This window comes from Fusobacterium sp. (assembly GCF_029258315.1).
GTDB lineage: Bacteria > Fusobacteriota > Fusobacteriia > Fusobacteriales > Fusobacteriaceae > Fusobacterium_B.
In genome coordinates, this window is the sequence record NZ_JARHZE010000119.1 from 1 (window position 1) to 26481 (window position 26481).

General features: G+C 27.3%; 20 protein-coding genes. 6 read left to right on the plus strand and 14 right to left on the minus strand.

The window, feature by feature from the left end:
- Nucleotides 1-2009, minus strand: a 2009-nt coding sequence (priA, locus tag Q1J48_RS07845) for a replication restart helicase PriA (RefSeq protein ID WP_300362482.1), incomplete at its 3' end; no start/stop codon positions are given.
- A 16-nt stretch (nt 2010-2025) separates the two neighbouring features.
- Nucleotides 2026-4137, minus strand: coding sequence for a PASTA domain-containing penicillin-binding protein (locus tag Q1J48_RS07850; RefSeq protein WP_300331166.1), 2112 nt, complete (start codon nt 4135-4137; stop codon nt 2026-2028).
- 175 nt (nt 4138-4312) lie between these two features.
- On the opposite strand from Q1J48_RS07850, the gene xseB reads away from it, so the two are divergent.
- The 3 genes from xseB (at nt 4313) to Q1J48_RS07865 (ending at nt 6220) form a co-directional block, all read left to right on the plus strand.
- Complete coding sequence (gene xseB / locus Q1J48_RS07855) at nt 4313-4546, plus strand: exodeoxyribonuclease VII small subunit (protein ID WP_300331163.1); 234 nt, start codon at nt 4313-4315, stop codon at nt 4544-4546.
- Nucleotides 4533-5426: a polyprenyl synthetase family protein gene (locus Q1J48_RS07860; RefSeq protein ID WP_498040976.1), complete on the plus strand. Its 894-nt coding sequence runs from the start codon at nt 4533-4535 to the stop codon at nt 5424-5426. Before xseB ends, Q1J48_RS07860 begins: the two co-directional genes overlap by 14 nt.
- Before the next feature lie 92 nt (nt 5427-5518).
- Nucleotides 5519-6220 (plus strand): hypothetical protein, encoded by a 702-nt coding sequence (locus Q1J48_RS07865; RefSeq protein ID WP_300331158.1) that lies wholly within the window; start codon nt 5519-5521, stop codon nt 6218-6220.
- A 31-nt stretch (nt 6221-6251) separates the two neighbouring features.
- Here Q1J48_RS07865 and Q1J48_RS07870 read toward each other — a convergent pair whose 3' ends face one another.
- On the minus strand, nt 6252-7334 hold the full coding sequence (locus Q1J48_RS07870; protein WP_300362488.1) for a tetratricopeptide repeat protein: 1083 nt from the start codon (nt 7332-7334) through the stop codon (nt 6252-6254).
- Nucleotides 7335-7590: 256 nt separating this feature from the next.
- Here Q1J48_RS07870 and Q1J48_RS07875 point away from each other — a divergent pair, with 256 nt between their 5' ends.
- Both Q1J48_RS07875 and Q1J48_RS07880 read left to right on the plus strand, forming a co-directional pair.
- Nucleotides 7591-8295, plus strand: coding sequence for a radical SAM protein (locus Q1J48_RS07875; RefSeq protein WP_300362490.1), 705 nt, complete (start codon nt 7591-7593; stop codon nt 8293-8295).
- Between the two features lie 15 nt (nt 8296-8310).
- Nucleotides 8311-9012, plus strand: coding sequence for a queuosine precursor transporter (locus Q1J48_RS07880; protein ID WP_300331150.1), 702 nt, complete (start codon nt 8311-8313; stop codon nt 9010-9012).
- Nucleotides 9013-9102: 90 nt separating this feature from the next.
- Here the strand turns inward: Q1J48_RS07880 and clpB are convergent, their stop codons facing one another.
- The 11 genes from clpB to Q1J48_RS07935 all read right to left on the minus strand — a co-directional run bounded on the left by clpB (nt 9103) and on the right by Q1J48_RS07935 (nt 25833).
- Nucleotides 9103-11667, minus strand: a complete 2565-nt coding sequence (gene clpB, locus Q1J48_RS07885; protein ID WP_300331147.1) for an ATP-dependent chaperone ClpB — start codon at nt 11665-11667, stop codon at nt 9103-9105.
- 323 nt (nt 11668-11990) lie between these two features.
- Nucleotides 11991-13760, minus strand: coding sequence for a sensor domain-containing diguanylate cyclase (locus tag Q1J48_RS07890; RefSeq protein ID WP_300331144.1), 1770 nt, complete (start codon nt 13758-13760; stop codon nt 11991-11993).
- Between the two features lie 138 nt (nt 13761-13898).
- A complete protein-coding gene (gene pflA / locus Q1J48_RS07895; protein ID WP_300362531.1) occupies nt 13899-14624 on the minus strand; it encodes a pyruvate formate-lyase-activating protein in 726 nt (241 codons plus the stop codon).
- Nucleotides 14625-14770: 146 nt separating this feature from the next.
- Entirely contained in the window at nt 14771-16999 is a 2229-nt protein-coding gene (gene pflB, locus Q1J48_RS07900; protein WP_300331141.1) for a formate C-acetyltransferase, read from the minus strand.
- A 241-nt stretch (nt 17000-17240) separates the two neighbouring features.
- Nucleotides 17241-18959 carry an ABC transporter ATP-binding protein gene (locus Q1J48_RS07905; RefSeq protein ID WP_300362492.1) on the minus strand — a complete coding sequence of 573 codons (1719 nt, stop codon included), beginning with the start codon at nt 18957-18959 and terminating at the stop codon, nt 17241-17243.
- Entirely contained in the window at nt 18941-19837 is an 897-nt protein-coding gene (locus tag Q1J48_RS07910) for an ABC transporter substrate-binding protein (protein WP_300362494.1), read from the minus strand. Before Q1J48_RS07910 ends, Q1J48_RS07905 begins: the two co-directional genes overlap by 19 nt.
- Before the next feature lie 14 nt (nt 19838-19851).
- Entirely contained in the window at nt 19852-20634 is a 783-nt protein-coding gene (locus tag Q1J48_RS07915) for an ABC transporter ATP-binding protein (protein WP_300331132.1), read from the minus strand.
- Entirely contained in the window at nt 20634-21602 is a 969-nt protein-coding gene (locus Q1J48_RS07920) for a FecCD family ABC transporter permease (protein ID WP_300331129.1), read from the minus strand. The genes Q1J48_RS07915 and Q1J48_RS07920 overlap by 1 nt, the downstream gene beginning before the upstream one ends.
- Nucleotides 21603-21742: 140 nt before the next feature.
- Entirely contained in the window at nt 21743-23893 is a 2151-nt protein-coding gene (locus tag Q1J48_RS07925; RefSeq protein WP_300362497.1) for a TonB-dependent receptor family protein, read from the minus strand.
- 25 nt (nt 23894-23918) lie between these two features.
- Nucleotides 23919-24395 carry a heme utilization cystosolic carrier protein HutX gene (hutX, locus tag Q1J48_RS07930; protein WP_300362499.1) on the minus strand — a complete coding sequence of 159 codons (477 nt, stop codon included), beginning with the start codon at nt 24393-24395 and terminating at the stop codon, nt 23919-23921.
- Nucleotides 24396-24576: 181 nt separating this feature from the next.
- The gene (locus Q1J48_RS07935; protein ID WP_300330269.1) at nt 24577-25833 is read right to left on the minus strand and encodes a radical SAM protein; all 1257 of its coding nucleotides are present in this window, start codon (nt 25831-25833) and stop codon (nt 24577-24579) included.
- A gap of 130 nt (nt 25834-25963) precedes the next feature.
- Between Q1J48_RS07935 and Q1J48_RS07940 the strand changes: the two genes are divergently transcribed.
- The gene (locus tag Q1J48_RS07940) at nt 25964-26473 is read left to right on the plus strand and encodes a flavodoxin family protein (protein WP_300362502.1); all 510 of its coding nucleotides are present in this window, start codon (nt 25964-25966) and stop codon (nt 26471-26473) included.
- Nucleotides 26474-26481 lie beyond the last annotated feature (8 nt).

The window sequence follows — 26481 nt, forward strand, 5'->3', positions numbered from 1 at the left end:
CTCATTTCAATCTCCTTATTATAAAAGGCTTCATAATCACTATTTTTTATATTTTCCATAACATAATTTTCTGGTTGATAGGTTTGGATTATAACCTTTCCTTTTTTATCCCCTCTTCCAGCCCTTCCAGCAACTTGTGTTATAAGTTGAAAAGTCTTTTCAGAGGCTCTAAAATCTGGGAAACTTAAAATTAAATCAGCATTGATAACTCCAACTAAAGTTACATTTGGAAAATGTAAACCTTTCGCTATCATCTGTGTCCCTATCATTATATCATATTTTTTATTTAAAAAGTCAAAATATGTTTTTTCATAGAAATCTTTTTGTCTAGCTGTTTCAGAATCAACTCTTATAATTGAAACATCAAATATCTCTTTTAATTTTTCCTCAATCTGTTCTGTCCCTTTTCCACCATAATGTAGATTTTTGCTTCCACATTTACTACATTTTCCATAAAAATTTCTCTCTCTTCCACAATAATTACATTTTAATTTTTTTGTACTCTCATAATAACTAAGTTTTATAGAACAATGTTCACACTCCTCTATATACCCACAGTCTTTACATTGTATCATTGTAGAATAACCTTTTCTATTTAAAAGTAAGATTACCTGTTCCCCTTTTAATAAAGTATCCCTTATAGATTTTAAAAGCTCTTTACTAAAAAAATTATTTTCTTCATTCTTCATATCAACTATATCTATATCTGGCAACTCAATATTATTATATCTTTTATCCAAAATCTCAAGTTGAAATTGATTTTTTTTACCAAGATAATAACTCTCTATATCTGGGGTAGCTGATCCCATCACAATTTTACAATTTTCTAAAATAGCTTTCTTTATAGCCACATACTTTGCATTATATCTTGGATTAGTATCCTGCTTATAACTATTTTCATGCTCTTCATCTATTATAATATAGGCCAAATCTTTTACAGGAGCAAAAATTGCAGATCTAGCTCCTAAAACTACTTTTTTCTTTCCCTCTATTATATTGAGCCACTCTTTTTGTTTCTCCTTATCAGATATATTACTATGTAAAACTGCTACCTCATCCCCAAACTCTCTAGTAAATCTTTCCTTCATTTGAGGTGTAAGAGATATTTCTGGCACCAAAAATATACTTCCTTTTTTTTCTTTTAGACTATTTTTAATAAGTCTTATATATATTTCTGTCTTTCCACTTCCAGTGATACCTTTTATTAAAAAATATTTTTCATTTTTGTTTTCAATATCTTTTACTATACTTTCTTGATTTTCTGTAAGTTTTACATCTTCTGTTATTATTTTTTTTATCTCTTCTTGAGAATCAAACTCTCTTTCAAAAATTTTTTTCTCAAAAATAATATAATTCTTATTTACAACTCTTTCAATAAGTTTTTTATCAAATTTTTCTTCTAAAGATTTTTTAGAAAATCTATTTCTCTGTAAAAAATACTCATAAACTTTTTGATATTTTTCGCTTCCTAAATAAGATTCGTACTCAGTGTAATTAAAATTTAATTTTTTATTTTCTTCGTCTTCAAAACTTATTAAATTAATTTCTAAATATTCTTTTATCTCTTCAAGAGAAAAATTTTTCCTTAAAGTTGTCTTTGTTAAACTTATCTTTTCTCTTAAATAGTTTATAATTTTAATTTCATCATCTTTTAATTCATTCAAATCAATTAGAAAATTCAATCTATAAAATTCTTCATATTTTATTTTTAATTCCTTTGGAAGTGCTGCTGAAATAACTTGAGAAAAATTACAAAGATAATAGCTACTTATCCATAATAAAAGCTCTATATATTTTGGTGAAAGAGAAATTTCATTTTCAAGTTTTCTTTTTATTTCCAAAACCTTAAAATCAAATTTTTCTGTTTTGTCCTCTTGAACTATTAAAGCTCCTCTTTCTCTATTTCTAAAGCTAACTAAAACTCTATCTCCTATGTTATAAATCTCTTCCCTATCTAAATAAGTAAAAAAAGAATTTGTTCCATCTACAAACAATTTATAATATTTCATTTTTCACCCTCTTCTTTTACTCTAATATAACTTTTACTTCCTCTACCTCGAATAACTCTGTACCTGGGGCTGGATAAAACTCTTTTACCTTTCCTGTTCCTGTAATTTTTAAATCAATTTGATTTCCACTAAATATATCTACTACCTCTCTCATTGTTTTTCCTTTTATATCTGGCATTATATATATTTTAGTTTTTGTTGTTTGATAATTTATATTTTCTATATCTGTTTCAGTAATTTTTATTTTAGATATATCATCTGCAACAATTTCCCTTGTTATTGTAAGTCTTTTTATAATATTTGAAAATACTGGAGCTGCTATAAGTCCTCCTAATTTTCTAGCTACATTACTTGGTTTATAAAACATGATAAGTCCCACATATTTGGGATTATCTGCTGGGAAAGCTCCTATGAAAGATGTTAAATAATCACTTCTTAAATATCCACCTCTACCAGCACTTATCTGAGCTGTTCCTGTTTTTCCACCTATTCTATATCCTGAAACTTTTGCTCTTGCTCCTCCACCTTTTGCAACAACATCTTCTAGCATAGCTTTCATTTTTTCTGATGTTTCTTTACTTATAGTTCTACGAACTTCTTCTGGGGTATTTCTTCTGATTATAGCTCCTGTTTCACTATCTACTATTTTTTCCATTAAATATGGTTTATATAAAATTCCTCCATTAACAACTGATGAAAATGCCATTATCATCTGAATTGGTGTTACTACTATACCTTGTCCAAAGGCTGTTGTATTTTTTTTCAATCCGTCCCATTTTTTTAAAGGCATATGATAAGGAACTTTCTCATATGGAAAATCTACACCTGTTTTATTATAAAATCCAAATTTTTTAAGATAACCTTCCATTACCTCATTAGTAAATTCGTCACTTATTAAAACCATCCCTACGTTACTAGATTTAGCAAGTATATCTCTTACACTCATTATACCTTTTATAGATCTTGTAGCTTCCTTTATTGTATGTCTATATTTTGTAATTCTCCCATCTTTAACATCAAAAGTTGAATCCTCATTAATATATCCATCTTCAATAGCACCAGCTACAACTATTGGTTTAAATATTGAACCAGGCTCAAGCTGATTTTGAAACACCGGATTTCTAACAACTGATTCATCTTTTCTAAAAGTAGAAATTGCTAAAATCTCTCCAGTATTTGGATTAACTATTATTCCATAAGCTTCTTCTGAATCTGTTTCTTCAAACTGTTTTTTAATCTCATCATTTAAAAGATATTGTAAATCTTCCTCAAGTGTCAAGTAAACATCTTTCCCTTTAGATGAAACTGAAAATTTTTCTCTAGCTGTTGGAAGTGCAAAACTTCTATTTTTTACAGCTGAAACTCTTTTTCTTAAAACTTTTCCTTTTAAATAATCCTCATATTGTTTTTCTATTCCATTTATTCCAACTAAAAAATCTGAATCCTTTTCAAATCCCATTACACCAATAATATTTTGATATATCTCTCCTCTTGGATAGATTCTTTTAGCTTGTTCTTTTAAAATAATTTCATTATCTCTAAGCTTATAATCTTTTATAAGTTTTACAACTTTTGCTCTTTCTTCATTATTAAGCTCAACTCCCAAAAGCTTATATCTTCTTTTTTTTTCGATATCTTTTTCAAGCTCTGCTAAAAATTTATTTTTATCTCTTTTCAAAGAAAGAGTTGTAAAAAGATCTGATATAATCTTTTTAGTTTCCTTAGTTTTATCAAGCATATATGGATCTATTATAATATCATAAACATGTATATCATAAGCAATCTCTCTTCCTTGTCTATCATATATACTTCCTCTTTTTCCTCTAAATGTATAAACACTTTCCACCTGTTTTTTTATAAGTTTTTTATATTTAGCATTATCTATAATTTGAACTTTATACAACCTTAAAAATAAAATTAACATCAAAAGTACGATTATATCTATACTAGCTATTGATCTAATCATAAAATTTTGTTTTTTCCTAACTCTCTTCCATCTACCACATATCCATAGAAGATAAACCAAACTTGTTACTAAAGATACAATTAATAAATGGTTTTTTTGAACAATACTCCAAATTAAAAATCCTAAATTTGTTAATAATAATGCTATTTTAATTTTCTTCATATTTACTTTCATTCTTTCAATTTGCCTCATATTTTTTAATATTCTCTACCATAACTATATTATAACAAAAGTTCTATATAAAGTAAAAAATTTTTTTATTTTATTGAAGAAACAACTCTTTTCTGTTAAAATGTATTTAATAGATTAAATTATGTATAAATTGTGGAGGAATTTTATGAAAAAATCGACTTCATTTGAAAAAAACTTAGAAAATATTGATGAAATTATATCAAATTTAGAAAATGGCAACTTAAGCCTTGAAGAATCCATAAAAGAGTACGAAAAGGCAATGAAGTACATACAAACAGCCAAAGAAATTCTTGATACCGCTGAAGGAAAACTACTAAAAATTTCAAAAGATGATGATCAGATAAAAATGGAAAATTTTATGGAGGATGAAAATGCTTAAACCTTTTTTAGATGAAAAAAAACTATTTATTGAAAAAAATTTAGATTCTTTTTTGAATGAATTATCTTATCCAACTCAAATAGCTGAAGGAATGAAATATGCTGTTTTAAATGGTGGTAAAAGAATAAGACCTATTCTTTTATTTATGATTTTAGATCTTTTTAATAAGGATGAAAAATTTGGAGTTCCTAGTGCTGCTGCCCTTGAGATGATTCACTCTTATTCATTGGTTCACGATGATTTACCTGCTTTAGATAATGATGATTATAGAAGAGGAAAACTTACAACTCATAAAAAGTTTGGAGAGGCTGAAGGGATATTAATAGGAGATGCTCTTCTTACTCATGCTTTCTATATTTTAACTGAAAAAAATCTTCCTTTACTTTCTCCTGAAAAAATTGTCGAGATTATAAGACTTACATCTAGTTATGCTGGTATTAACGGAATGATTGGTGGACAGATGATAGATATTGAAAGTGAAAATAAAAAAATAGATATGGAAACTTTAAAATATATCCATAAAAATAAAACAGGAAAACTTTTAAGACTTCCGATTGAAATTGGATGTGTAATAAGCGAAGTATCTAAAGAGATAAGAGAAAAATTAGAAAAATATGCTGATTTAATTGGTTTAGCTTTCCAAATAAAAGATGATATTCTTGATATTGAAGGGGACTTTGAAACTTTAGGTAAACCTATTGGAAGTGATGCTGAACTAAACAAAGCAACTTATCCATCTCTTATTGGACTTGATGAAAGTAAAAAATTATTAGAGGATATAGTTAATGAAGCAAAAGAAATTATTAAGGAAAATTTTTCAGAAGAAAAAGGAAAATTGTTGATAGAACTTACAGATTATATCGCTTTTAGAAAAAAATAATCTTTTTTAAATAAAACTATTTAATATTCCATTTAAATATGTTATTATATAAAAAGTAAAGTATTTTACTAAAAAGAAATAGGAGGAAAATTATGAAAGTTAGAAGTGTTGTTGTTGCACACAGAGCACAAATGAATCCACAATTAGGAGGAGCTGTTGATGCTTTAGGAATATTTGACAATATGATTCAACCAATGTTCCCAATCCCTATGCAACATATGTCTATAATATTAACAATAGAAGAAATTATAAAACCAACTCTTTTTGAAGTTAGATTAAACGGACCAGAAGGAGATTTAATAACTAAAGGGGAATTTCAACCTATGGTAGATCCATTTGGTGTTGGTAAAAAAATATTAGATCTTGATAAATTCTTAATCCCTACCAGAGGAAAATATACAATTGAAGTGTTTGAAAAATTACCTGATAATAAATATAAATTTATGTCTGAACACACTTTATTTATAGCAGATTATCCACCTCAAAGACCATTCACTCAAGATGAAATTAATAAAATCTTAGCTGATGATACTGTTATAAGAGTTATAAAAACTGAATTCCAACCTGTTGGACTTGAAGAAAAAATAAAAATTCAACATAGTTTAGATCCTAATGTACCAGTAGAAGATGGATATATAACTATTCCTGAAAATAACAAATTAAAAGTTGGAGAGGTTGAATTAGATTTATTAGGACTTAGAAGACATCTTGATTGGATGTTTGGAAGACCTATTCCTAAAGCTGAAGATATGAAACAACCTGAAACTTCAACTGAAGAACCAAAAGCTAACTAATAGTTTAAGAGGAGATGAAATTCATCTCCTCTTATTTTAATTCTATTAATTTTTTTAATATCTCAACATTCTTTTCATTTTCTTCTGTTGGATTTTTCTTCCTTATCTCTTCATATATTTTAAGAGCTCTTTCATATTTTCCAAGCTTTGCTAAATTCCAACCGATCTCTTCCATTACCCAACTTTTATCAAATCCCTCTTTTTGTAATGAACTTTCAAGATGTTTTAAAGCCTCTTTATGTAATCCCATTCTACCTAAATTCCAACCAATTTCACTTTCAAGCCAACCATCAGTTTTACCATTTAACTCAAAAGCCTTCATCAAAAGTGTAACTGCCTTTCTATGCTTTCTTAATTTTCCGAAGTTCCAACCTAATTCACAATTAAGCCAGAAATCATCTCTTCCTTTTCTCTTAGCCCTCACTAAATATTTAATCGCTTCCTTATGATTAAATTTTTTTCCATAGCACCAAGCTAGTTGAAAATAAAGCCAAATATCATCTCTTCCTAGCTCTTCAGATAATAAAAAATTCTCTAAAGCATTTTCCAAATCATTTATTCTTTCATAGCAATATCCTAGATGTGAATATACCCACATATCATCTTTTTTATAAATTTTTGCAACCTTATAATAACTTATAGCCTCTTTATAATTTTCAAGATTTTCATATACAAATCCTATCTCTGTATTTAACCAGTAATCACATCTTCCGCTCTCTTCAGATTTTTTTAAATAATAAAGTCCTTCCTCATATTTTTCCTGTCTTCCCAGATTCCACCCAAGTTCTGAATTTTGCCAACTGTCATCTCTTCCTAATTTTTTTGACTGTTTTAAATAATATTCAGCTAATCTATGTTTTCCTATTCCACCATAGTTCCAAGCTAGTTCACAACAAAGCCAGCCATTTTCATCATATACACCCATTCCCTCTGCTTTTTTTAAATATTCTATGGCTTCTAATCTTCTATCTAACCTTCCTAAAACCCAACCAAGATTACAATACAACCAATAATTTGGTTCTGTTTCCTGCTTTTCTATATCCAATAAAATTTCTAAAACAACTTCATATTCTTTTTTATTTATTAAACTTTCAACTAATTTTTTCTTATCCATATATTTTCCTCTCTTTAATTAGGATTTATATATATTATACCATCTTTTCTTATTTTTTTTAATATTAGTGTTGACAAATTTTAAAAAAAAAGTTATACTAAATATTGTCAAAATTTCAAAAATTTAATATGTTATTAAAAGATGTTCTGCACAGTTAAACCATCTATAAAAAACTAGGTTACTTTTTGTCATCTAATATTTTTTGTAGAAAGCAGTCTCACCTGCTTTTTTTATTTTTTGTTATGAAAGGAAAAAAATGGGAATACGTTATAATAAAATCACTGATAAACATCAAAGAGAAATTGTTTTACTAAAGAGTCTACCTTGTAGATATGGAAAATGTAGCTTCTGCAATTATATTGAAGATAATTCTACAAATATCGAGGAAATTGATAAGATCAATTTAGAAGTTTTAAAAAATATCACAGGTGAATTTGGTGTATTAGAGGTTATAAATTCTGGTTCTGTATTTGAGATTACTCCAAATACTTTAGCAGAAATCAAAAAAATTGTTATTGAAAAAAATATAAAAATTCTTTATTTTGAAATCTATTACGGATATATTAACCTACTTGATAAAATAAGAGAGTATTTTAAAGGGATAGAAATTAGATTTAGAATGGGATTAGAAACTTTTGACAATGATTTTAGAATTAATTGTTATAACAAAAATTTTTCTTTAAATGAAAAAGATCTAATTTCTCTTGGAGAAAAACTTTATTCTGTTTGCCTTTTAGTTTGTACAAAGGGACAAACTAAAGAGATGATAGACAAAGATATCGAACTTGGACTTAAATATTTTAAAAATATCACTATCAATATTTTTATTGATAATGGAACTGTTGTTAAAAGAGACAAAGAGTTAGTAGAATGGTTTGTAAAGAAGTATCATCATTTAACCAACGATGGCAGAGTAGAACTTTTGATTGATAACAAAGATTTAGGTGTTTTTGAACAATAAATTTTAGGAGGAAAAATGAGAAACGAACTACTTTGGGGATTAATGTTAATTGTAAATTTTTTAAGCATCATTCTTATTTATAAAAAATTTGGAAAGATAGGGCTTTATGCTTGGATTCCTATTTCTACAATCCTTGCTAATATTCAAGTTGTACTTTTAGTAAATCTTTTTGGACTTAATACAACTTTAGGAAATATTCTTTATGCTGGTGGATTTTTAGTCACAGATATTTTAGCAGAAAATTACGGGAAAAAATCAGCTCAAAAAGCTGTGTATATTGGTTTCTTCTCACTAATTTCTACATCTCTTATAATGAAAATAGCAGTTTCTTTCGTTCCTATGGAAGAGGGAATTGTTATGTTTGAGGCAGTTAAAAATATTTTTGATTTTATGCCAAGACTTATGTTTGCGTCTTTATGTGCTTATTTATTCTCTCAATCTCATGATATTATAGCCTATGAGTTTTGGAGAAAAAAATTCCCACATACTAAACATATCTGGATAAGAAATAATGCTAGTACTATGATAAGTCAAATCTTAGACAATCTTATTTTTACAGCTATCGCTTTCTATGGTATCTATTCTTTTGATACTTTAAAAGAGATTTTTATTTCAAGCTATGTTATTAAATTTGTAGTTGCTGTATGTGATACACCTTTTGTTTATCTAGCTAATTATTTAAAAAATCATAATATGATTGAAGATATTGAAAAATAATTAATTTTAAGTACGAGTAAAATCGTACTTTTTTATTTTAATATTTTCTAAAAAAAACTGACTTGAAAATTTCAAGCCAGTTTTATATTTTTATTCTTTTACTTTAAAAATAATATTATCATTTTCAATATCCACTAGAACTTCACTCTTATCTTTTATTTCATTTGATAAAATTTTCTTAGCTAAAGCTGTTTCAACCTCTTTTTGAATAAATCTTTTTAATGGTCTTGCTCCATATTGTGGTTCATAGGCATTTGTAGCTAAATAATCTATCACTTTATCTGAAAATTCTATTGTAATATGTCTTTCTTTTAATTTTTCTTTTGTATCTTTTAATAAAGATTTTACAATATTTCTAATTGACTCTAGTCCTAAACTCTTGAATACAATTATATCATCTATTCTGTTTAAAAATTCAGGTTTAAATGATTGTTTCATTATTTGCATAACTTTTTCTCTTGTTTCTGGACTTAAATTAGGATCCTCTAATATTAAACTACTTCCTATATTTGATGTCATTATAATTAAAGTATTCTTAAAATCAACTACTCTACCTTGACCATCAGTAAGTCTACCATCATCTAATATTTGTAGGAAAGTATTAAATACATCTGGGTGAGCTTTTTCAATCTCATCAAATAAGATTACTGAATAAGGTTTTCTTCTTACAGCTTCTGTTAGTTGTCCTCCCTCTTCATATCCTACATATCCTGGAGGTGCTCCTATAAGTCTAGTAACTGAAAACTTATCCATATACTCACTCATATCTATTCTTACAATATTATCTTCATCATCAAATAAATTATAAGCTAGAGATTTTGCAAGATAAGTTTTACCTACACCAGTTGGTCCTAAGAAAATAAATGATCCAATAGGTCTTCTGCTATCTTTTAATCCAGCTCTTGCTCTTAAAATAGTATCTGATACAAGTTTTACTGCTTCTTCTTGTCCTATTACTCTTTGATTTAAAGAATTTTCAAGATTTAATATTTTTTCCTTTTCACTTTCAACTAATTTATTAACTGGAATTCCAGTCCATTTAGAAACTATATCAGCGATCTCCACATCAGTTACTTCTAATTTTAATAAAGAATGACTAAATTTACTTTCAATTGCTTCTTGTTGAGTTTTTAATTCTTTTTCAAGACTAGCAAGCTTTCCATATTTTAATTCTGCAAGTTTATTAAGATCATAATCTCTCTCAGCTTTTTCTATTTCTAGTTTAGTTTTGTCTATATCAGCTTTTAATTTTTTAACCTTTTCAACTCCCTCTTTTTCAACATCCCATTGAGATTTTAAAATAGATTTTTTAGAGTTTATTTCTGCTAACTCTTTTTCAAGAATAACTAATCTTTCTTTAGAAGCGTCATCTTCTTCTTTTTTCAAAGCTTCTCTTTCTATTTCTAACTGCATTGATTTTCTTGTAAGCTCATCTAACTCACTTGGCATTGAATCTATCTCTGTTCTTATCATTGCAGCTGCTTCGTCTATTAAGTCAATAGCCTTATCTGGTAAAAATCTATCAGAAATATATCTATCACTCAATACTGCTGCTGATACAATAGCCCCATCACTTATTCTTATTCCATGATAAACTTCATATTTTTCTTTAAGTCCTCTAAGAACTGAAATTGTATCTTCAACACTAGGTTCATCTACCATTACAATTTGGAATCTTCTTTCTAGAGCTGGGTCTTTTTCTATATATTTTCTATATTCATCTATTGTAGTAGCACCTATTACTTTAACCTCTCCTCTTGCAAGCATTGGTTTTAATAAGTTACCAGCATCCATAGCTCCGTCTGTTTTTCCTGCTCCAACTATTGTATGAATCTCATCAATAAATAGAATTATATTTCCATTTGATTCTTGAACTTCTTTTAATACAGCTTTTAATCTTTCTTCAAACTCTCCTCTGTATTTTGCTCCAGCTATTAAAGCTCCCATATCCAAAGAGAATACTTTTTTATTTTTTAGATTTTCAGGAACATCTCCATTTAATATTCTTTGGGCAATTCCCTCTGCTATTGCTGTTTTACCTACTCCAGGCTCTCCAATTAATATAGGATTATTTTTCGTTCTTCTTGAAATTATTTGAATTGTTCTTCTAATCTCTGTATCTCTTCCTATAATAGGGTCTATTTTCCCTTCACGAGCAAGTTCAACTAAATCTCTTGCATATTTTTCTAAAACTTCATATTTCGATTCTGGATTTTGTGAATCTACTTTTTGATTTCCTCTTATTGCTTTTACTGCCTCTTTAAATTTATTTAAATCTATTCCTAGATTTTGTAAACTTCTACTTTCTTCTAATAAAGAAATAAATATATGTTCTACACTTATATAAGAATCTCCCATTCTCTTCATTTCTTCTTCTGCTTTTATTAAAACTTTATTTGTAGCAGTATCTAAGCCTACATTATTATCTCCTGATACTTTTGGAAATCTTTCTATTTCATTTTGTAATTCTCTTATTAAAGTATCAGTATTTAAGTTCATTTTCTCCATTATTCTTGGTATAAGTCCTTCTTTATTAGTAAGAAGTGCCAATGCCAAGATTTCTGGTTTAATACTTGATTGACTATATTTTATAGCCAGTGCTCTAGCCTCATTTATTGCTAAAGCTGAATTTTCTGTAAAAATATTTGGATTCATATTTTACCTCCTTTATTACAGGCAAATATATTGATAATTTATTAAAATAATTCTAAACTTTCAAAATAGAACTATCTTTTTTACTTACACCACTATGACGATAAGATTTTTTAAAAAGTTTAAATTCTTTTAAAATTTTTTTCAAAATGAAAAAAATATCCTGATAAATTTTAAAATTTTCTGCCTTCTCTTCCAATCTATTTTATAAAAATTCTTCAGCCTCTCTATAATTTAATATTCATAATCCATTAAAAAAAGAGTACATAATATAGATTTCTCTCCACAAATTATTGTACTCTTTATAATCGCTAAAAATATTTTTATTAATTTTCCGATACTTCTTTGGAATATTTTTGATTTATCTTACTTCTTTTTTTATCCTCATACATCAATCTATCTGCTTTTTCTACCATAGATATAACTTTTTTACCATCTTTATCCCAAGTTGAACCGATAGCAACCCTTTTTTTATCTTCATTCAATTCAAAAGTAAGTTTTTTTAATTTTTCTTCAAATTTTTCCTTTGTAATATTTTCACAAATAACTACAAACTCATCTCCACCTATTCTATATATCTCCTCACTAGAAAAATAATGACTAATCTTTTGAGATATATCTTTTATAGCTTCATCTCCTTGAACATGTCCTAAAGTATCATTTATAACTTTTAAATTGTTAATATCTATAAAGATTACCCCTAAATTATGTGGCATTGAATAAGATATTCTTTCCAAACTCATAATATATCCATTTCTATTTTTTACCTTTGTTAAATCATCTTTATAACTTAATTTCTCTAAATATTCTCTTTGCTTTAATTGTCTTATTGTATTTCCTAAAAATAATGAAAATAATTTTATAATTTGTTCTGAAGATGCTAATTCTTTATTTTTTATATTTGTTGCTCCAAACAATCCTATAATTTCATTTTGAGTATTTTTAAGAGCTACAAATATTATCGAATTTATTGTGTCATTTAAAAGTTCTTTTTTTAAAGAACTAAGAAAAAAATCTTTTGCCCTATTGTTATTTACATTAACAATTTCTTCTTTATTTAGAACATCAACTATTTTTTGAAATTTACTTGCTGATAAAACTTTACATCTATCCTCTAAAGAATAACTATTTTCTGTGTGCCATTCATACTCTAGATTTATCGTTTCCTCATTTATTGAAAAAATATAAGTTCTTTCACACTGTAAAAATTCCCCTATTTCTTTTAAAAAATCACTAATCTTTTTATTCGCATCAATTGGTGTCTGTAAAATTTTAACACATTCTAATATAGTTTTATCTTCTTTTGTTTTTTTAGACTCTTTTATTTTTTTGTACATTCCTAATAAAAAATAAATAACAAAAAATCCCAAACAATATATGATTATCATATAATTTTTTATTAAATTATTTATAGAATAATCATATGATAAAATATATTTTTCATCAATTATTACAGTTTTATACTTCTTCTTTAATGGATGCTCTTCTTTATGTAGAAGTATGCTATCTGTTGTTTCCATTATTCTTTCCAATCTAAAATTTACATCATAGTCATTATCATGAAAATTTACTCTCTCTAGAAATTTTTCAAAAGGAACTACAATCCTAGAAATTCCCCAAAATATTTTTTTCTCCTCTAATTCTATATAAATCGGAGATTGAAATATAAAATAATTTTTCTTTTTTATACTAAAAATTTGTTTAGAAAAAAGCGGTTTTCCTGTTAATCTCATATGTTCTATTTCTTTTAATAGATTATTTCTATCAAGAGAAAAATCACTTGGATAACTTCCTACATCCTCACCTGTTCTAGAAATAAGTTTAGCTCCCTTCATCTCTCTCATCATACTAGAAACTATTTCAGCATTCTTTTTAAAATTTATTTTACCATCTTCAAATGAACTTATTCCTAATATCTCCGCTACACTTAAATCCTCTTGTATATGTCTTTCAAATCTAACTATCTTAGATTTTATACTAGTAAGAAATTCTTTTTCTATAATTATTTCACTATGACTTATAAGAGAAAAACAAATACACCAACTTAAAATTCCACTAAGTATAATTCTCCCAAAAATAAAAACTTTTTTACTCATAAAATTCCTTCTACCCTTTAGTTAAACTTTTATTTAATACTCTAATCTTATCAAATTCTACAATAAAACTCAAGAGTTTTATTAGGCAAAAAAGAAGTCCTATATTAAGACTTCTCTAGTTTTAAATTTTATTTATAATTATAATTTAAATCCTTTTTTTATAAATATATTTTTTACCTCTTCTAATCTTTTTGGATCTAAAGGTTCTATATCTTTTAAAGGATAGTCCATTCCTAATTCATCATACTTAAATTTTCCTAGAGTATGATAGGGAAGAACCTCTATTTTTTTTATAATTTCTTTGTATGGTACTAAATAATCAGCTAATTTTTCTAAAAGTTCATTATCATCTGTGATTGTCGGCACAACTACATGTCTTAGCCATACATCTTTTTTTATCTCTTTTAAATAATCTAAAAATTTCAAAGTATTTTCAAGTTCCACATTTGTTAAATCTTTATATACTTTTTCATCTATACATTTTATATCCAAAAGAACTAAATCTGTATATTCTAAAACCTCTTTAACCTTTTCATCAAAAATATATCCAGAAGTATCAACTGCTGTATGAACATTATTTTCTTTACATAATTTAAAATACTCTTTTACAAATTCTCTTTGGACTAATGGCTCTCCCCCTGTAACTGTAACACCACCATTTGGTCCAAAAAATCTTTTATATTTTAACATCTCTTGATATAGCTCTTCTGGTGTGTATTCTTTTTGTTTTTTTCCGAAATCCCAAGTATCTGGATTATGACAAAACTTACATCTTAGAGGACATCCCTGTAAAAAAGCAACAAATCTTATTCCAGGTCCATCTACTGTTCCAAAACTTTCTAATGAATGAATATTTCCTTTTATCTCCATCTTTCTCCTTATACTTTTTTCCTATTTTTAATATTATACTATTTATTTTCTATCTTATCCATTCTATTTTTCAAATTCCTACATTAATATATATAAAAATTGCTCTATAAAAAATTATAGAGCAATTATATTAAATAAAATTACATTCTTTGGTTAATAGTTCTTGATAAAACATCTAGTTGTTGTTCTCTAGTTAGTTTTATAAAGTTAACTGCATATCCAGAAACTCTGATTGTAAGTTGTGGATATTTTTCTGGGTGTTCCATAGCATCTTCTAATAACTCTCTATTGAATACGTTTACATTTAGATGTTGTCCACCTTGTGGAGTGAAGTATCCATCTAGTAATCCGATTAAGTTATTAACTCTTTCTGCTTCTTCTTTTCCTAAAGCTGCTGGAGCTATTGCAAATGTATAAGAAATTCCATCTTCAGCATGGTGGAAAGGTAGTTTTGATACTGATAATAAAGATGCTAATGCTCCGTTAGTATCTCTTCCGTTCATTGGGTTTGCTCCTGGTGCGAAAGGAGTTCCTCCTAATCTTCCATCTGGAGTATTTCCAGTTTTCTTTCCATAAACTACGTTTGAAGTAATAGTTAATATTGATTGTGTTGGTATAGAATTTCTATAAGTTTCATGAGTTCTTAAGTGGTTCATGAATTTTTCCATTACCATTACAGCTAAGTTATCAGTTTCTTCATTATTATTTCCATAAGGAACATAATCCCCTTCTCTTACGAAGTCGACGATCAATCCAGTTTCATCTCTTACAACTTTAACTTTAGCATTTTTTATAGCAGCTAATGAGTCAGCAACTATTGAAAGTCCAGCTATTCCAGTAGCTTGAGTTCTCTTGATATTTAAATCATGAAGTCCCATTGCAAATGCTTCATAAGCATATTTGTCATGCATATAGTGGATTATTTTAAGAGCATTTACATATACTCCTGCTAACCATCCCATCATATTATCAAATTTTTCCATAACATCATTAAAGTCTAGGTATTCTCCTACTGCTCCCTGATATTTTGGTGCAATTTGTTTTCCTGATTTTTCATCTCTTCCACCATTTAAAGCGTAAAGAAGACATTTAGCTAAGTTTGCTCTAGCTCCGAAGAACTCCATTCCTTTTCCAATTTCCATTGGAGATACACAACAAGCTATTCCGTAGTCATCTCCTAAAGTTTGTCTCATTAAGTCATCATTTTCATATTGGATTGATGAAGTATCTATTGAAACTTTAGCACAGAATTTTTTCCAGTTTTCTGGAGATTGAGTTGACCATAAAACTGTTAAGTTTGGCTCAGGTGCTGGTCCTAAATTATAAAGTGTATTTAAATATCTGTAAGAAGTTTTTGTAACTAAAGTTCTTCCATCTACACCTTGTCCACCTAATGATTCTGTTATCCAAGTTGGATCTCCTGAGAATAATTCATTATATTCTGGAGCTCTTAAGAATCTGATTATTCTTAATTTGATTATAAATTGATCGATTAACTCTTGAGCTTCTTCTTCTGTTAATACTCCAGCTTTTATATCTCTTTCGATATAAATATCTAAGAATGTTGAAGTTCTTCCTAAAGATGTAGCTGCTCCGTCTTGATCTTTTGTAACTGCTAAGTAAGCAAAGTATACAAATTGAACTGCTTCTCTTGCATCTTTAGCTGGTTTTGTAACGTCGAAACCATATGATGCACACATTTTTACAAACTTTTTCATTTCAGAGATTTGATCTGCGATCTCTTCTCTTCTTCTGATTGTTTCATCATCTAATTCTGCTACTTCTAGTAACTTCATTTGTTGTTGTTTATCTTCGATTATTCTGTCGATTCCATAAAGAGCAACTCTTCTGTAATCTCCTATTATTCTTCCTCTTCCATAAGCATCTGGTAATCCAGTTATAATTCCAGCACTTCTACAAGCTTTCATTTCATCAGTATAAACTTGGAATACTCCTTCGTTATGGCATTTTCTGTATCTTGTAAATATCTCTTCTGTCATTGGATCAATGTCATATCCATAAGCTTTTAATGCTTTCTCAACTACTCTTAATCCACCTTTTGGATAGATTCCTCTTTTTAAAGGAACATCTGTTTGAACCCCAACGATTACCTCTGAATCTTTTTCAATGTAACCAGGTCCATAAGCATCTATTGCTTGTGGTTTTTTAGTTTCAGCATCATAAACTCCATTAGCTCTTTCTTCAGCTAAAAGTTCAGTTAATTTATCCCAAACTTTTTGAGTTTTCTCAGAACTTTTCTTTAGAAAACTTTCATCACCTAAGTATGGTGTATAGTTCTCCTGAATAAAGTTTCTTACATTAATTTCCCTTTTCCATAATTCCCCATTAAATCCATTCCACACGTTCATTAATTTTACTCCTTTTCAATATTATTTGTGCAAAAGTTAATCTTTAATTTTAAAAGTATTTAAAAATTAACACTAATTCTTTGAGACTATACATTAGTCCTCAAAAAATATTAAAAAAAGAACTTATTCAAATCTATTCTAGGTTATTTTTTTACCTAAAAAGGTATCTGAATTTTGTTAAACTAATTCTAGCATACTTTAATTTTTTTGTAAAGTGTTTTTTTTATATATTGATTCTAATTTAATCACACTTTTTACTGATTATTTCATAGAATTTCGATTTTTTCTGTTCTAACTCACTATAATTTCCCTCTTCTTGAACCACTCCATTCTCGATTAAAATTATTTTATCATAATTTTTTAATAGAGAAAAATTATGAGTTATAGTCACTACTGTTTCATCTTTGAATATATTTCTAATATTTTTCATAATGGTATTTTCTGACAAATTATCTAATCCTGAAGTAGCTTCATCAAGCATTACCAATTTCGCTTCTTTTAAGAAAATTCTTGCTATTGATATTCTCTGTTCCTCTCCGTGACTTAAATTTATACCATCTACTCCTAAAATTGTTTGATATTTTTTAGGGAAACTTATAATTTTATTGTGAATGCAAGCTTTTTTTGAGGCCTCTTCTATTTTTTCAAGTGAAATTTCATCTGGATTTATAACCCTAATATTTTCTAAAATAGAGTCATTAAAAAGATTATTTTCTTTATTTATAACCCCTATAATTTTTAATAGCGAATCTTTTTTAATATCCTTTATATCTATTCCATTTATATAAATGTTCCCTTTTGTTGGAAAATAATTTCTCTTAATAAGATTAAAAATAGTAGTTTTTCCCATTCCACTTTTTCCAAAAATAGCCACTTTTTCCCCTTTTGAAATTTTAAAACTTACATCTTTTAATATATATTCTTTATCTTCAGAATAAGCAAAATATACATTTTTAAATTCTAAACTTTCAAATTTTCCATTTAAATCCATCTTACCATCTGGTAAAGTGGTATTTAAATCAAGCATCTCTTCAAATCTAGTAATTCCTACCATACCCCTTTGATAAAGATCTATAAGTCCTAAAAATCTCATAATAGATACTTTAAATCTATCTACAAGTAAAAGAAAAGAAAAAATTATTCCTAAACTCATCTGATCTTTTATATACAAAACTCCTCCAACAAAAATTAATAAAAGTTGAACAAATTGAGTATAAAAAACTATTCCAGATGTTAAATAACTAGAATTTAAAAAGTTTTTCTTTTCAGATTCCAAAAGTTTTTCATTTGATTTAAAAATTTTATTTTTATTATTTTCTTCAAGGTTATTATCCTTTATAAAAAATATTATTCTAAAAATATCATTTAAAGTACTGATATAATTTCCATTTTCTTTTCTTATATTTAAATATCCTTTTTTTAATTTTTTATTTAGGCAATAAACAAAAAAAATAGTTATTGGTAAAGGAAGAAACACATAAAAAGCTAAAGTTGGACTAAATTTTAACATTAAAAAGAAAGAACCACATAAAGATAATGCAGTTGAAATGGAATCTTCCAGCCCTCTGTGTAATAGAGTAGAAATATTTTCCAAATCACCTGTTACCCTTGAAATTAATTCCCCATTATTTTTATTATGGAAGAATTTATTTGATTGATTCAAGAAATGATTAACTAAATCATTTCTCATTCTAAATTTTAATTTATTTCCCATAAGTTGCCCTGAACTTGATGAGATTACCAAAGACGCAGCCCTTAAAATATAAAAAAGTAAAGCAAGTCCAGAAAAAAGCATAAGTCTTTCTAAATTTTTACTTGGCATTATTACATCTATTATCTCTTTTACTAATATGGGGGTTAGTAAATCAAATACTGTTACTAAAACCCCAAAAAGTAAGAAAATAAATAATAATTTTTTTTCTAATAAATAATATCTTAAAATTATTTTGAATTTTGACATTTCTCTATTTCCCCATATAATTCTTCTATTGCATCAAATATTCTAGGTGATCCTCTCAATATTTTAGCTGAATCAACTATAAAGATGCTTTTATTTTTTGCTGCATCTGTCTCTTTTACAAAAGGATTAGCATTAACTATATCATCTGCCGAATTAATGCTCATTGCACCTATTATAATATTTGGATTTTTAGCCAATAAATATTCTGGAGAAATTATTGGTCTACTTCCCTTTAATCCAACAGTAATATTTTCTATCCCTATAATATCTAAAATTTGTCCAGGTAATGATTTTGCATCAAATCCCATCATTGGAGATGTTGAATATAATATCATCCCTCTCATAGTTCCCTTTTTTAAACTTTTTATTTCTTTTAAGTTATCTATTTTTTTCTGAGTTTCAGCATAAAGCTTTTCACCCTCTACTTTTTTATTAAAAATTTCTCCATAGATTTTAATACTATCTAATATAGAATCAAAATTTTTTGTTGTATCATTTACAAGAACTGGTATACTTTTTGTTCTCAACGTTTCTGCTATTCCTAATGACATTCCATTAACTATTACTAAATCTGGCTCTAAAGAAATTATTTTCTCAATATTTGGTTTACTTGTATTACCAACTGAAGTAAGTTTCGGAGTCTTATCATAAGGCCAAATTTTACTTCTATTTGTTCCAGCTATTCCAACTATTCTGTCTTCAGCACCTAAAAGATACATTGTTTCCACCACTGCTGGATCTATCGCTATTACTCTTTTATATTCTTTTAATTGAATATTATATCCTTTTTCTCCATAAATTTTATTATCTTTTATTTCCAAAGAAAAAGAATTAACTCCCAATACTAACATACATATAAATACTATTAATTTTTTCATTCTTTCCCCTCCAACTAATTTTTCTCCAATGGTATTATATAAGGTTTCCCATTCTCATCATAAATTATTTTTGATTTTAGTTGATAAACATCTTCCAATATCTTTTCTGTAAAAACCTCTTTTGGAGTTCCTTTATAAGCTACCTTTCCATTTTTTATTAAGAAAATCTCATCACAAAACATAGAGGCTAAGTTTAAGTCATGTAGAACTGCCACTGCTGTTATATCGTGGTTAGTTACAAGTCTTCTAACTCTACCCATAAGATCCACAGCGTGATTTAAGTCAAGAGCTGATGTTGGCTCATCTAGTAAAAGTATTTTTGGCTCTTGTGTTAAAGCTCTAGCAAGTAAAACTCTTTGAAATTCTCCACCAGATAAACTTAATGCTATTCTTTCAGAAAATTTTTCAATCCCTAAAATTTTTAAAATTGATTTTGAAAACTCTATATCGTACTTAGAATAACCTTCCCAAGAATTTTTTAGATGTGGAAGTCTACCCATAGCAACAAAATCCAATACATTCATAGGACTTGACAAACTAGATTTTTGAGGAACTAAAGCCATTATTTTAGCTTTTTCTTTTTGTGTATATTCATTTCCCCTCTTCCCTAAAATTTCTATACTTTTATTTTTAGGATTTTCATATCCCAAAATATTTTTTAAAAGAGTTGATTTACCACAACCATTTGGTCCTAGTATTCCCACTAACTTTTTCTCTGATATTGTTAAAGACAGATCATTTAAAATTTTTCTCTCTCCATAACCAAAATTTAAATTTTCTATTCTTATAGCGTCCATTACACACCCCTTTTATTTTTTAGAGCTAGGTATAAAAAGAATGGTGCTCCAAAAAATGATGTAACTACTCCAATAGGTATCTCCACTGGAGCTAAAAATGTTTTTCCAAAAGTATCACATATTAAAAGGAAAAATCCTCCAGCAAGTGCTGAATTTGGAATTAATCTTGAATTTGATGGTCCTGTTATCATTCTTATTGTATGAGGAACTATTAAACCAACAAACCCTATCATTCCTGAAAATGCCACAGAAAATGCTACAACTAAAGCAGAAACTGCCAATATTCTAGCTTTTAATTTTCCTACATCAACTCCAAGTGAGTGAGCTTCTTCATCTCCTGATAATAATGCATCTAAATTATTTCTATTCATAAAGAAATATCCCAATGAAAAAACAAGTGGTGGTAATAATAAAAACACCTTATTCCAAGTTGCATTTCCTAAATATCCCATCATCCACATTGTTATTTTAAAAGAATCTTCACCGATTAAATACATAGCAAAAGATGTAAACGATCCTAAGAATGATGATAAAGCTATACCTATTATAAGTAAAGTTGATACATTCATTTTATTACCGTTTTTTGACATTTTAAAAATTATAAATGTACTTAACAATGAAGTTACAAAAGCTAAAACTCCATACATAAAATCTGGCATTTTTAAAACAAAAGCTATAACCGAACCAAAAGTTGCACTTGCTGCTATACCTATTATATATGGATCAGCTAGTGGATTTTGGAATACAGTTTGAACAACTACTCCACTTGAGGCTAACATCATTCCTACCAAAATCGCCATCAATGTTCTAGGTATTCTCAGATCAAATAATATTGTTTTTATATAATCTGGTGCTTTTTGTGGGAAAAATATATATTCTAATGGAATTTCTACACTACCAATTACAACTGATAATATCCCACCAAGAATTATTCCTCCTAATAATAAAAGTGGTAAAATTTTTTTCATAAATTTTTTATTCTCCTTAAAAAAAATTGTATTTTTTATAAAATTATTTTTTATAGAAACAAACTAAAGAGATAATAACTCTTTTTCAGATTTATTATCTCTCCTTTGGTTCTTATTTATTATTAAATATTTTTTTCCAATTATAAAGTATAACTAAATCCTACAAAGTAGTTTCTTTCTGCTGCTGGATCATATAAATAAATATTCTTTTTGCTATCAAAGCTTACTTCTTCGTTGTATTTTTCATCAAATATATTATTAATTCCTGCAAATAATGAAAGTCCCATATCAGCATTATAGTTAAATCTTACATTTGTTACTACATAAGAATCTTTTTTTCCTGTTTCATTATTATTATCAAGGTAAGAAGATCCATTATAAATAGTTTCACCATTTACATTAAATTTAGGTGTAAATTCATATTTAGCTCCTAAAGTAAATCTATGTTCTGGTACTCCAGCTATCTTTTTACCAGAAATATCTTTTCCGTTAACTACTTCTCCATTTTTACCAAATTTTTTCTCTACACCATCTTTAATCTCTGCATTAACATATTGATATGATTGAGATAAAGTTAATTTTCCAAAGTTTTGTTGTAATTTTAACTCTGCTCCCATTCTTTCTGTTTTATCAATATTGTAGTTAATTATTGATTCAGATCCCGCTGAACTTCCCATTGAACCAGTCATTTTTGTAAATATTTCATCATTCATTTGAGAGTAGAAGAATGCTAAATTAACAGATGTATTTCCTAAATAATCAGCCATTCCAACTTCTATATTATTATATGTTTCTGACTCTAAATCATTTAATGTATACTCACCTTTTGTATCTTTATTAGTTAGAAGTGCTGGAGCTGGTGATGTAAATCCTCTTTCATATCTTAAATAAGTTTTTCCTGTATCTGAATAGAAATAATTTCCTGATAATTCATAAGCATAATTATTTTCATCTTTTTCATTAGTATAAGTTGGCTTTACTTGCATTGGCCCAAATGGAGGTGTTATTATGCTATTTCTTGTTGTTTCGTATTTAGCTTTTTCATATCTAAATCCTTGATTAAATTCAAAATCTCCAACTCTATAATTATTCATTACAAATCCAGCTAAAGTTTCTTTATTTAAATCCATATCTGTTTGAACATTCATAGGTCTTGTCATCGTAGGTCCCATTTTTAATGTATTATTTATTTTTCCATATCTTCCACCATCATTTTTAATATAATCCATACCAAATATTAAGGAACTATCATTTCCATAATTGTATTTTAATTTAGGTTTAATTCCTGTTTTTTTATCTTTAAAAGTCCATTTTACATCTGATGTATATGGAATTGGTGGTTTTCCTGGCTTCATTACTTGCTCACCTTCACCAGGCATTCCCATTAGCATATCTGTTTCAGATCTAAATACTATTACATTTGTTGATAAGTTATCAGTTAATTTACCATTATAAGTTAATTGATAATCATCTTTTTTTATATCCATAGTATTCATATATTTAGTTGAATTTCCTTGCTTTCTATCCTCATCTAATTGTTCTTTAGTTAAAGAATCTAATAAATTTTTATTTTCATCATATCTAGCATATTTAAATTCTAAATTATGATCTTTATTTATATCATATCTTACTTTTCCTTGGAAATATTGAGAATCAGACTTAGAATCTTTTCTATATCCATCTCCCTCATTTTTATTAAATGATAAATCTATATCAAATTTTCCTATTGTTTGTCCAACTGAAACATCTGATTTATGCATTCCCAAAGTTGAGAAATTATATCCTGCATTTCCTCTTAATCCAGTTCCTTTTTTAGTAATTATATTAATTACCCCTCCAGCTGTACCACTTCCATAAAGAACTGCTCCTCCACCGGGGATTACCTCTATTCTCTCAATATTTTTTACATCTATTGTATTAATAGGGCTACTTACCATTGAAGTATCTAGAGAGTTTACTGCTACACCATCAACCATTACCTGTACATTTGCCTTTGCTCCTGATGATGATCCATCAAGTCCACCTTGTCCTCTTAAGTCAATAATAGATCCAAAAGTATTTCCTATAACATTTACTGCTGGTATATCTTTTAATGCATCAGAAACTGTTCTATATCCTTTTTCTTCAATTTCTCTAGAAGTTACAACAGTTGGACTTGCTACAACTTTTCTAACACTTGTTTCAAACCCTGTTGTAGAAGTTACAACAGTATCATCTAATTTAATTTCTGCTCCTTGAGCATATGCCATAGCTGACATTATAAAACTCACTAATAAAACTTTTTTATTCATGCCTTTTCTTTCCTTTCATAATTTTTTATAAAGAATTAAATTCATTTAAATACTTTTCAATTAATTGTCCTTTTTCATCTCTTGGAACATAAACTGCAAAAATTTCTTTTTCGTTTGCATCAAAAAACTTTATTGAACAACTTTTTCTACCAAACATTATATCGTTTACTATAAAAATATCTTTTATATTTCCAACGCTTAAATGTCCACCTATTGAAGACTCTTTATCTCCAAAATTTAAATATCCGTGTCCATATTTTCCTTTAGGGAATTTATCTTTTATCTCTAAAACAAAACTTTCTGTTACTACAAGCATTAAAACTTGCTCCCAGCTATTTAATTTTTCAAAAAGCTCATCTATTTTTTCCACTGGATAAGATTTTGAATATTCATCTGGACTTTGTCTTAAAACCTCCATAAAAGATATTCCTAAATCTTTAGATACCTTTGCTAAAGATATGTTTTTATTTTCAATTAAATAATTTTTTATTTTTTCTTTCATATATTCTCCTTAAATCATATTGTTTCGCTATCAATATATCAATTTTTAAATGTTTTGTCAATCAAATTATTTAAAAAATTAATTTTTTGTTGTTTCCCAGTTCTTTAAAAAAAGAGTTGATAAATGTTATTTAAATTTATATTTTTAATCTGCCTAACATTTTCTCAACTCGTTTGATTTTTTATTTTTCAAAATGTTTTTCTATTATGTAATTTGTAATATCGTTTGCTATATTATTTCCCCAGAATAAACCATCTAAAGTCAATTCATAATTTTCTTCTGTTTCTGTAAATAATTTTTTATCTTTATAATATTCTGCTTTTTCTACAAAATATTTATATTCTTCTCCTAAAAGTTTTTTAATATCTTTTTTTGATAAAACAGGGAACTGCATTAATCCAGATAAAATTCCATATTTTTTATGAAGATCTGTTCTGTTACCAAAGAAAGACATCATTTTATTCATTCTGAAAACTCCAAAGTTTCCAACATTTCCTCCAGCTCCAGCTCCTATTGGGAAAGTGTCTCCACCATTATTTCTAACTTTTATATACTGATAGTTATCTCCATCTTTTTTAGCTATCTTTGTTAATTCAAGAACATAGTACTCATCATCTTTGCATAATTCATTAACAAAAATATCATGTAATTTTTTCTCTCTTTCATAATTTACTGTCATAACAACTTTTTCATCTTTTATATCTTTTGAAAGATGTGATCCCTCGTGAACCATTAAAGAATAAAAACTAGAACTACTGATTCCTAATTCTTTTATTATACGAGCATCTTCTCTTACATCTTCCTCTTTTTGATTAGGATAATTATAAATTATATCTACACAAACATCACCCTTAAAGTATTCTTTTAATTCTTTAAGTCTTCTTATTGTTTCAGCCTTTGTGTAAGTTCTATTGTAAAAAACTCTTCCCTCATCTGAAAAAGATTGAATCCCAACACTTATTCTGTTTACACCATACTTCATCATTATATCTAACTTTTCTTTATTTAGATTATGTAAAGTACTTTCAAAAGTAAATTCATAACCATCAGCAAACTTCACATTTCTCTCAATACTTTTTAAAATATTTTCTAATTGATAAGGTCTATATACTGTTGGAGTTCCACCACCAAAAAATATTACTTCAAAAGGTCTATCTTTAAAATATTTTGTTTTTCCATATTTGTCAAATTCGGAAACTATATATTCTGAATATTCATCTAAACTACCATCTAATTGTTTTCTATTCAAATTACAAAATGAGCATATTTTATCACAATATGGTGTGTGTACATAGATCGCTCTTTCTACATTCTCAGGCTCTTTATCTAAAAACTCTAAAAAGTCTTTTTCTGTTACTTGTTTTTTTTCTAGATGTTTATCTATTAAACCTCCAGATTCGTGATGTGATTTCATTCTTGTGTTAAACACTAATTCCATTTCCTAATCTCCTTTGTTTTAAAAATCTTTTTAAATTCTAATCTTTTTTTATTTTTTTGTCAAGAATTATTTGACAAACTAACTATTAAGTGATAGAATTCTTTTGATTATAATTAATTTAGGAGGCTTTATGAATAAAATCTTAATAACTTATTCTACAAAAACTGGAAATACAAAGAAAGTTGCTGCTGCTATATCAGAGCTTAATAAGGGAATTGAATTAAAAGATATATCCGAAGTTACAAATTTAGATTATGACTTAGTTGTAGTCGGAACTTGGATAGATAAGGGAACTGCTGATACAAAAGCTCTAAAATTTATAGAAAGTATATCTAATAAAAAAGTTGCATTTTTCTTTACATTAGGTGCTTATCCAGACTCTCAACACGCAATGGATTGTACAAAAAATATAACTGAGTTATTTGAAAAAAATAATAATACTGTTGTTGGACATTATCATTGTCAAGGAGCTATCGATCCACAACTTATTGAATTTATGAAAAAATCTTTTGGTGCTGATCATCCACATGGACCTAATCCTGAGAGAATTAAAAGATGGAATGATGCATCAACTCATCCAGATGAAAATGATTTAATAAATGCTAAAAAAGCATTTGAAGAAATTTTTAAGAATTTTTAATTCTTAAA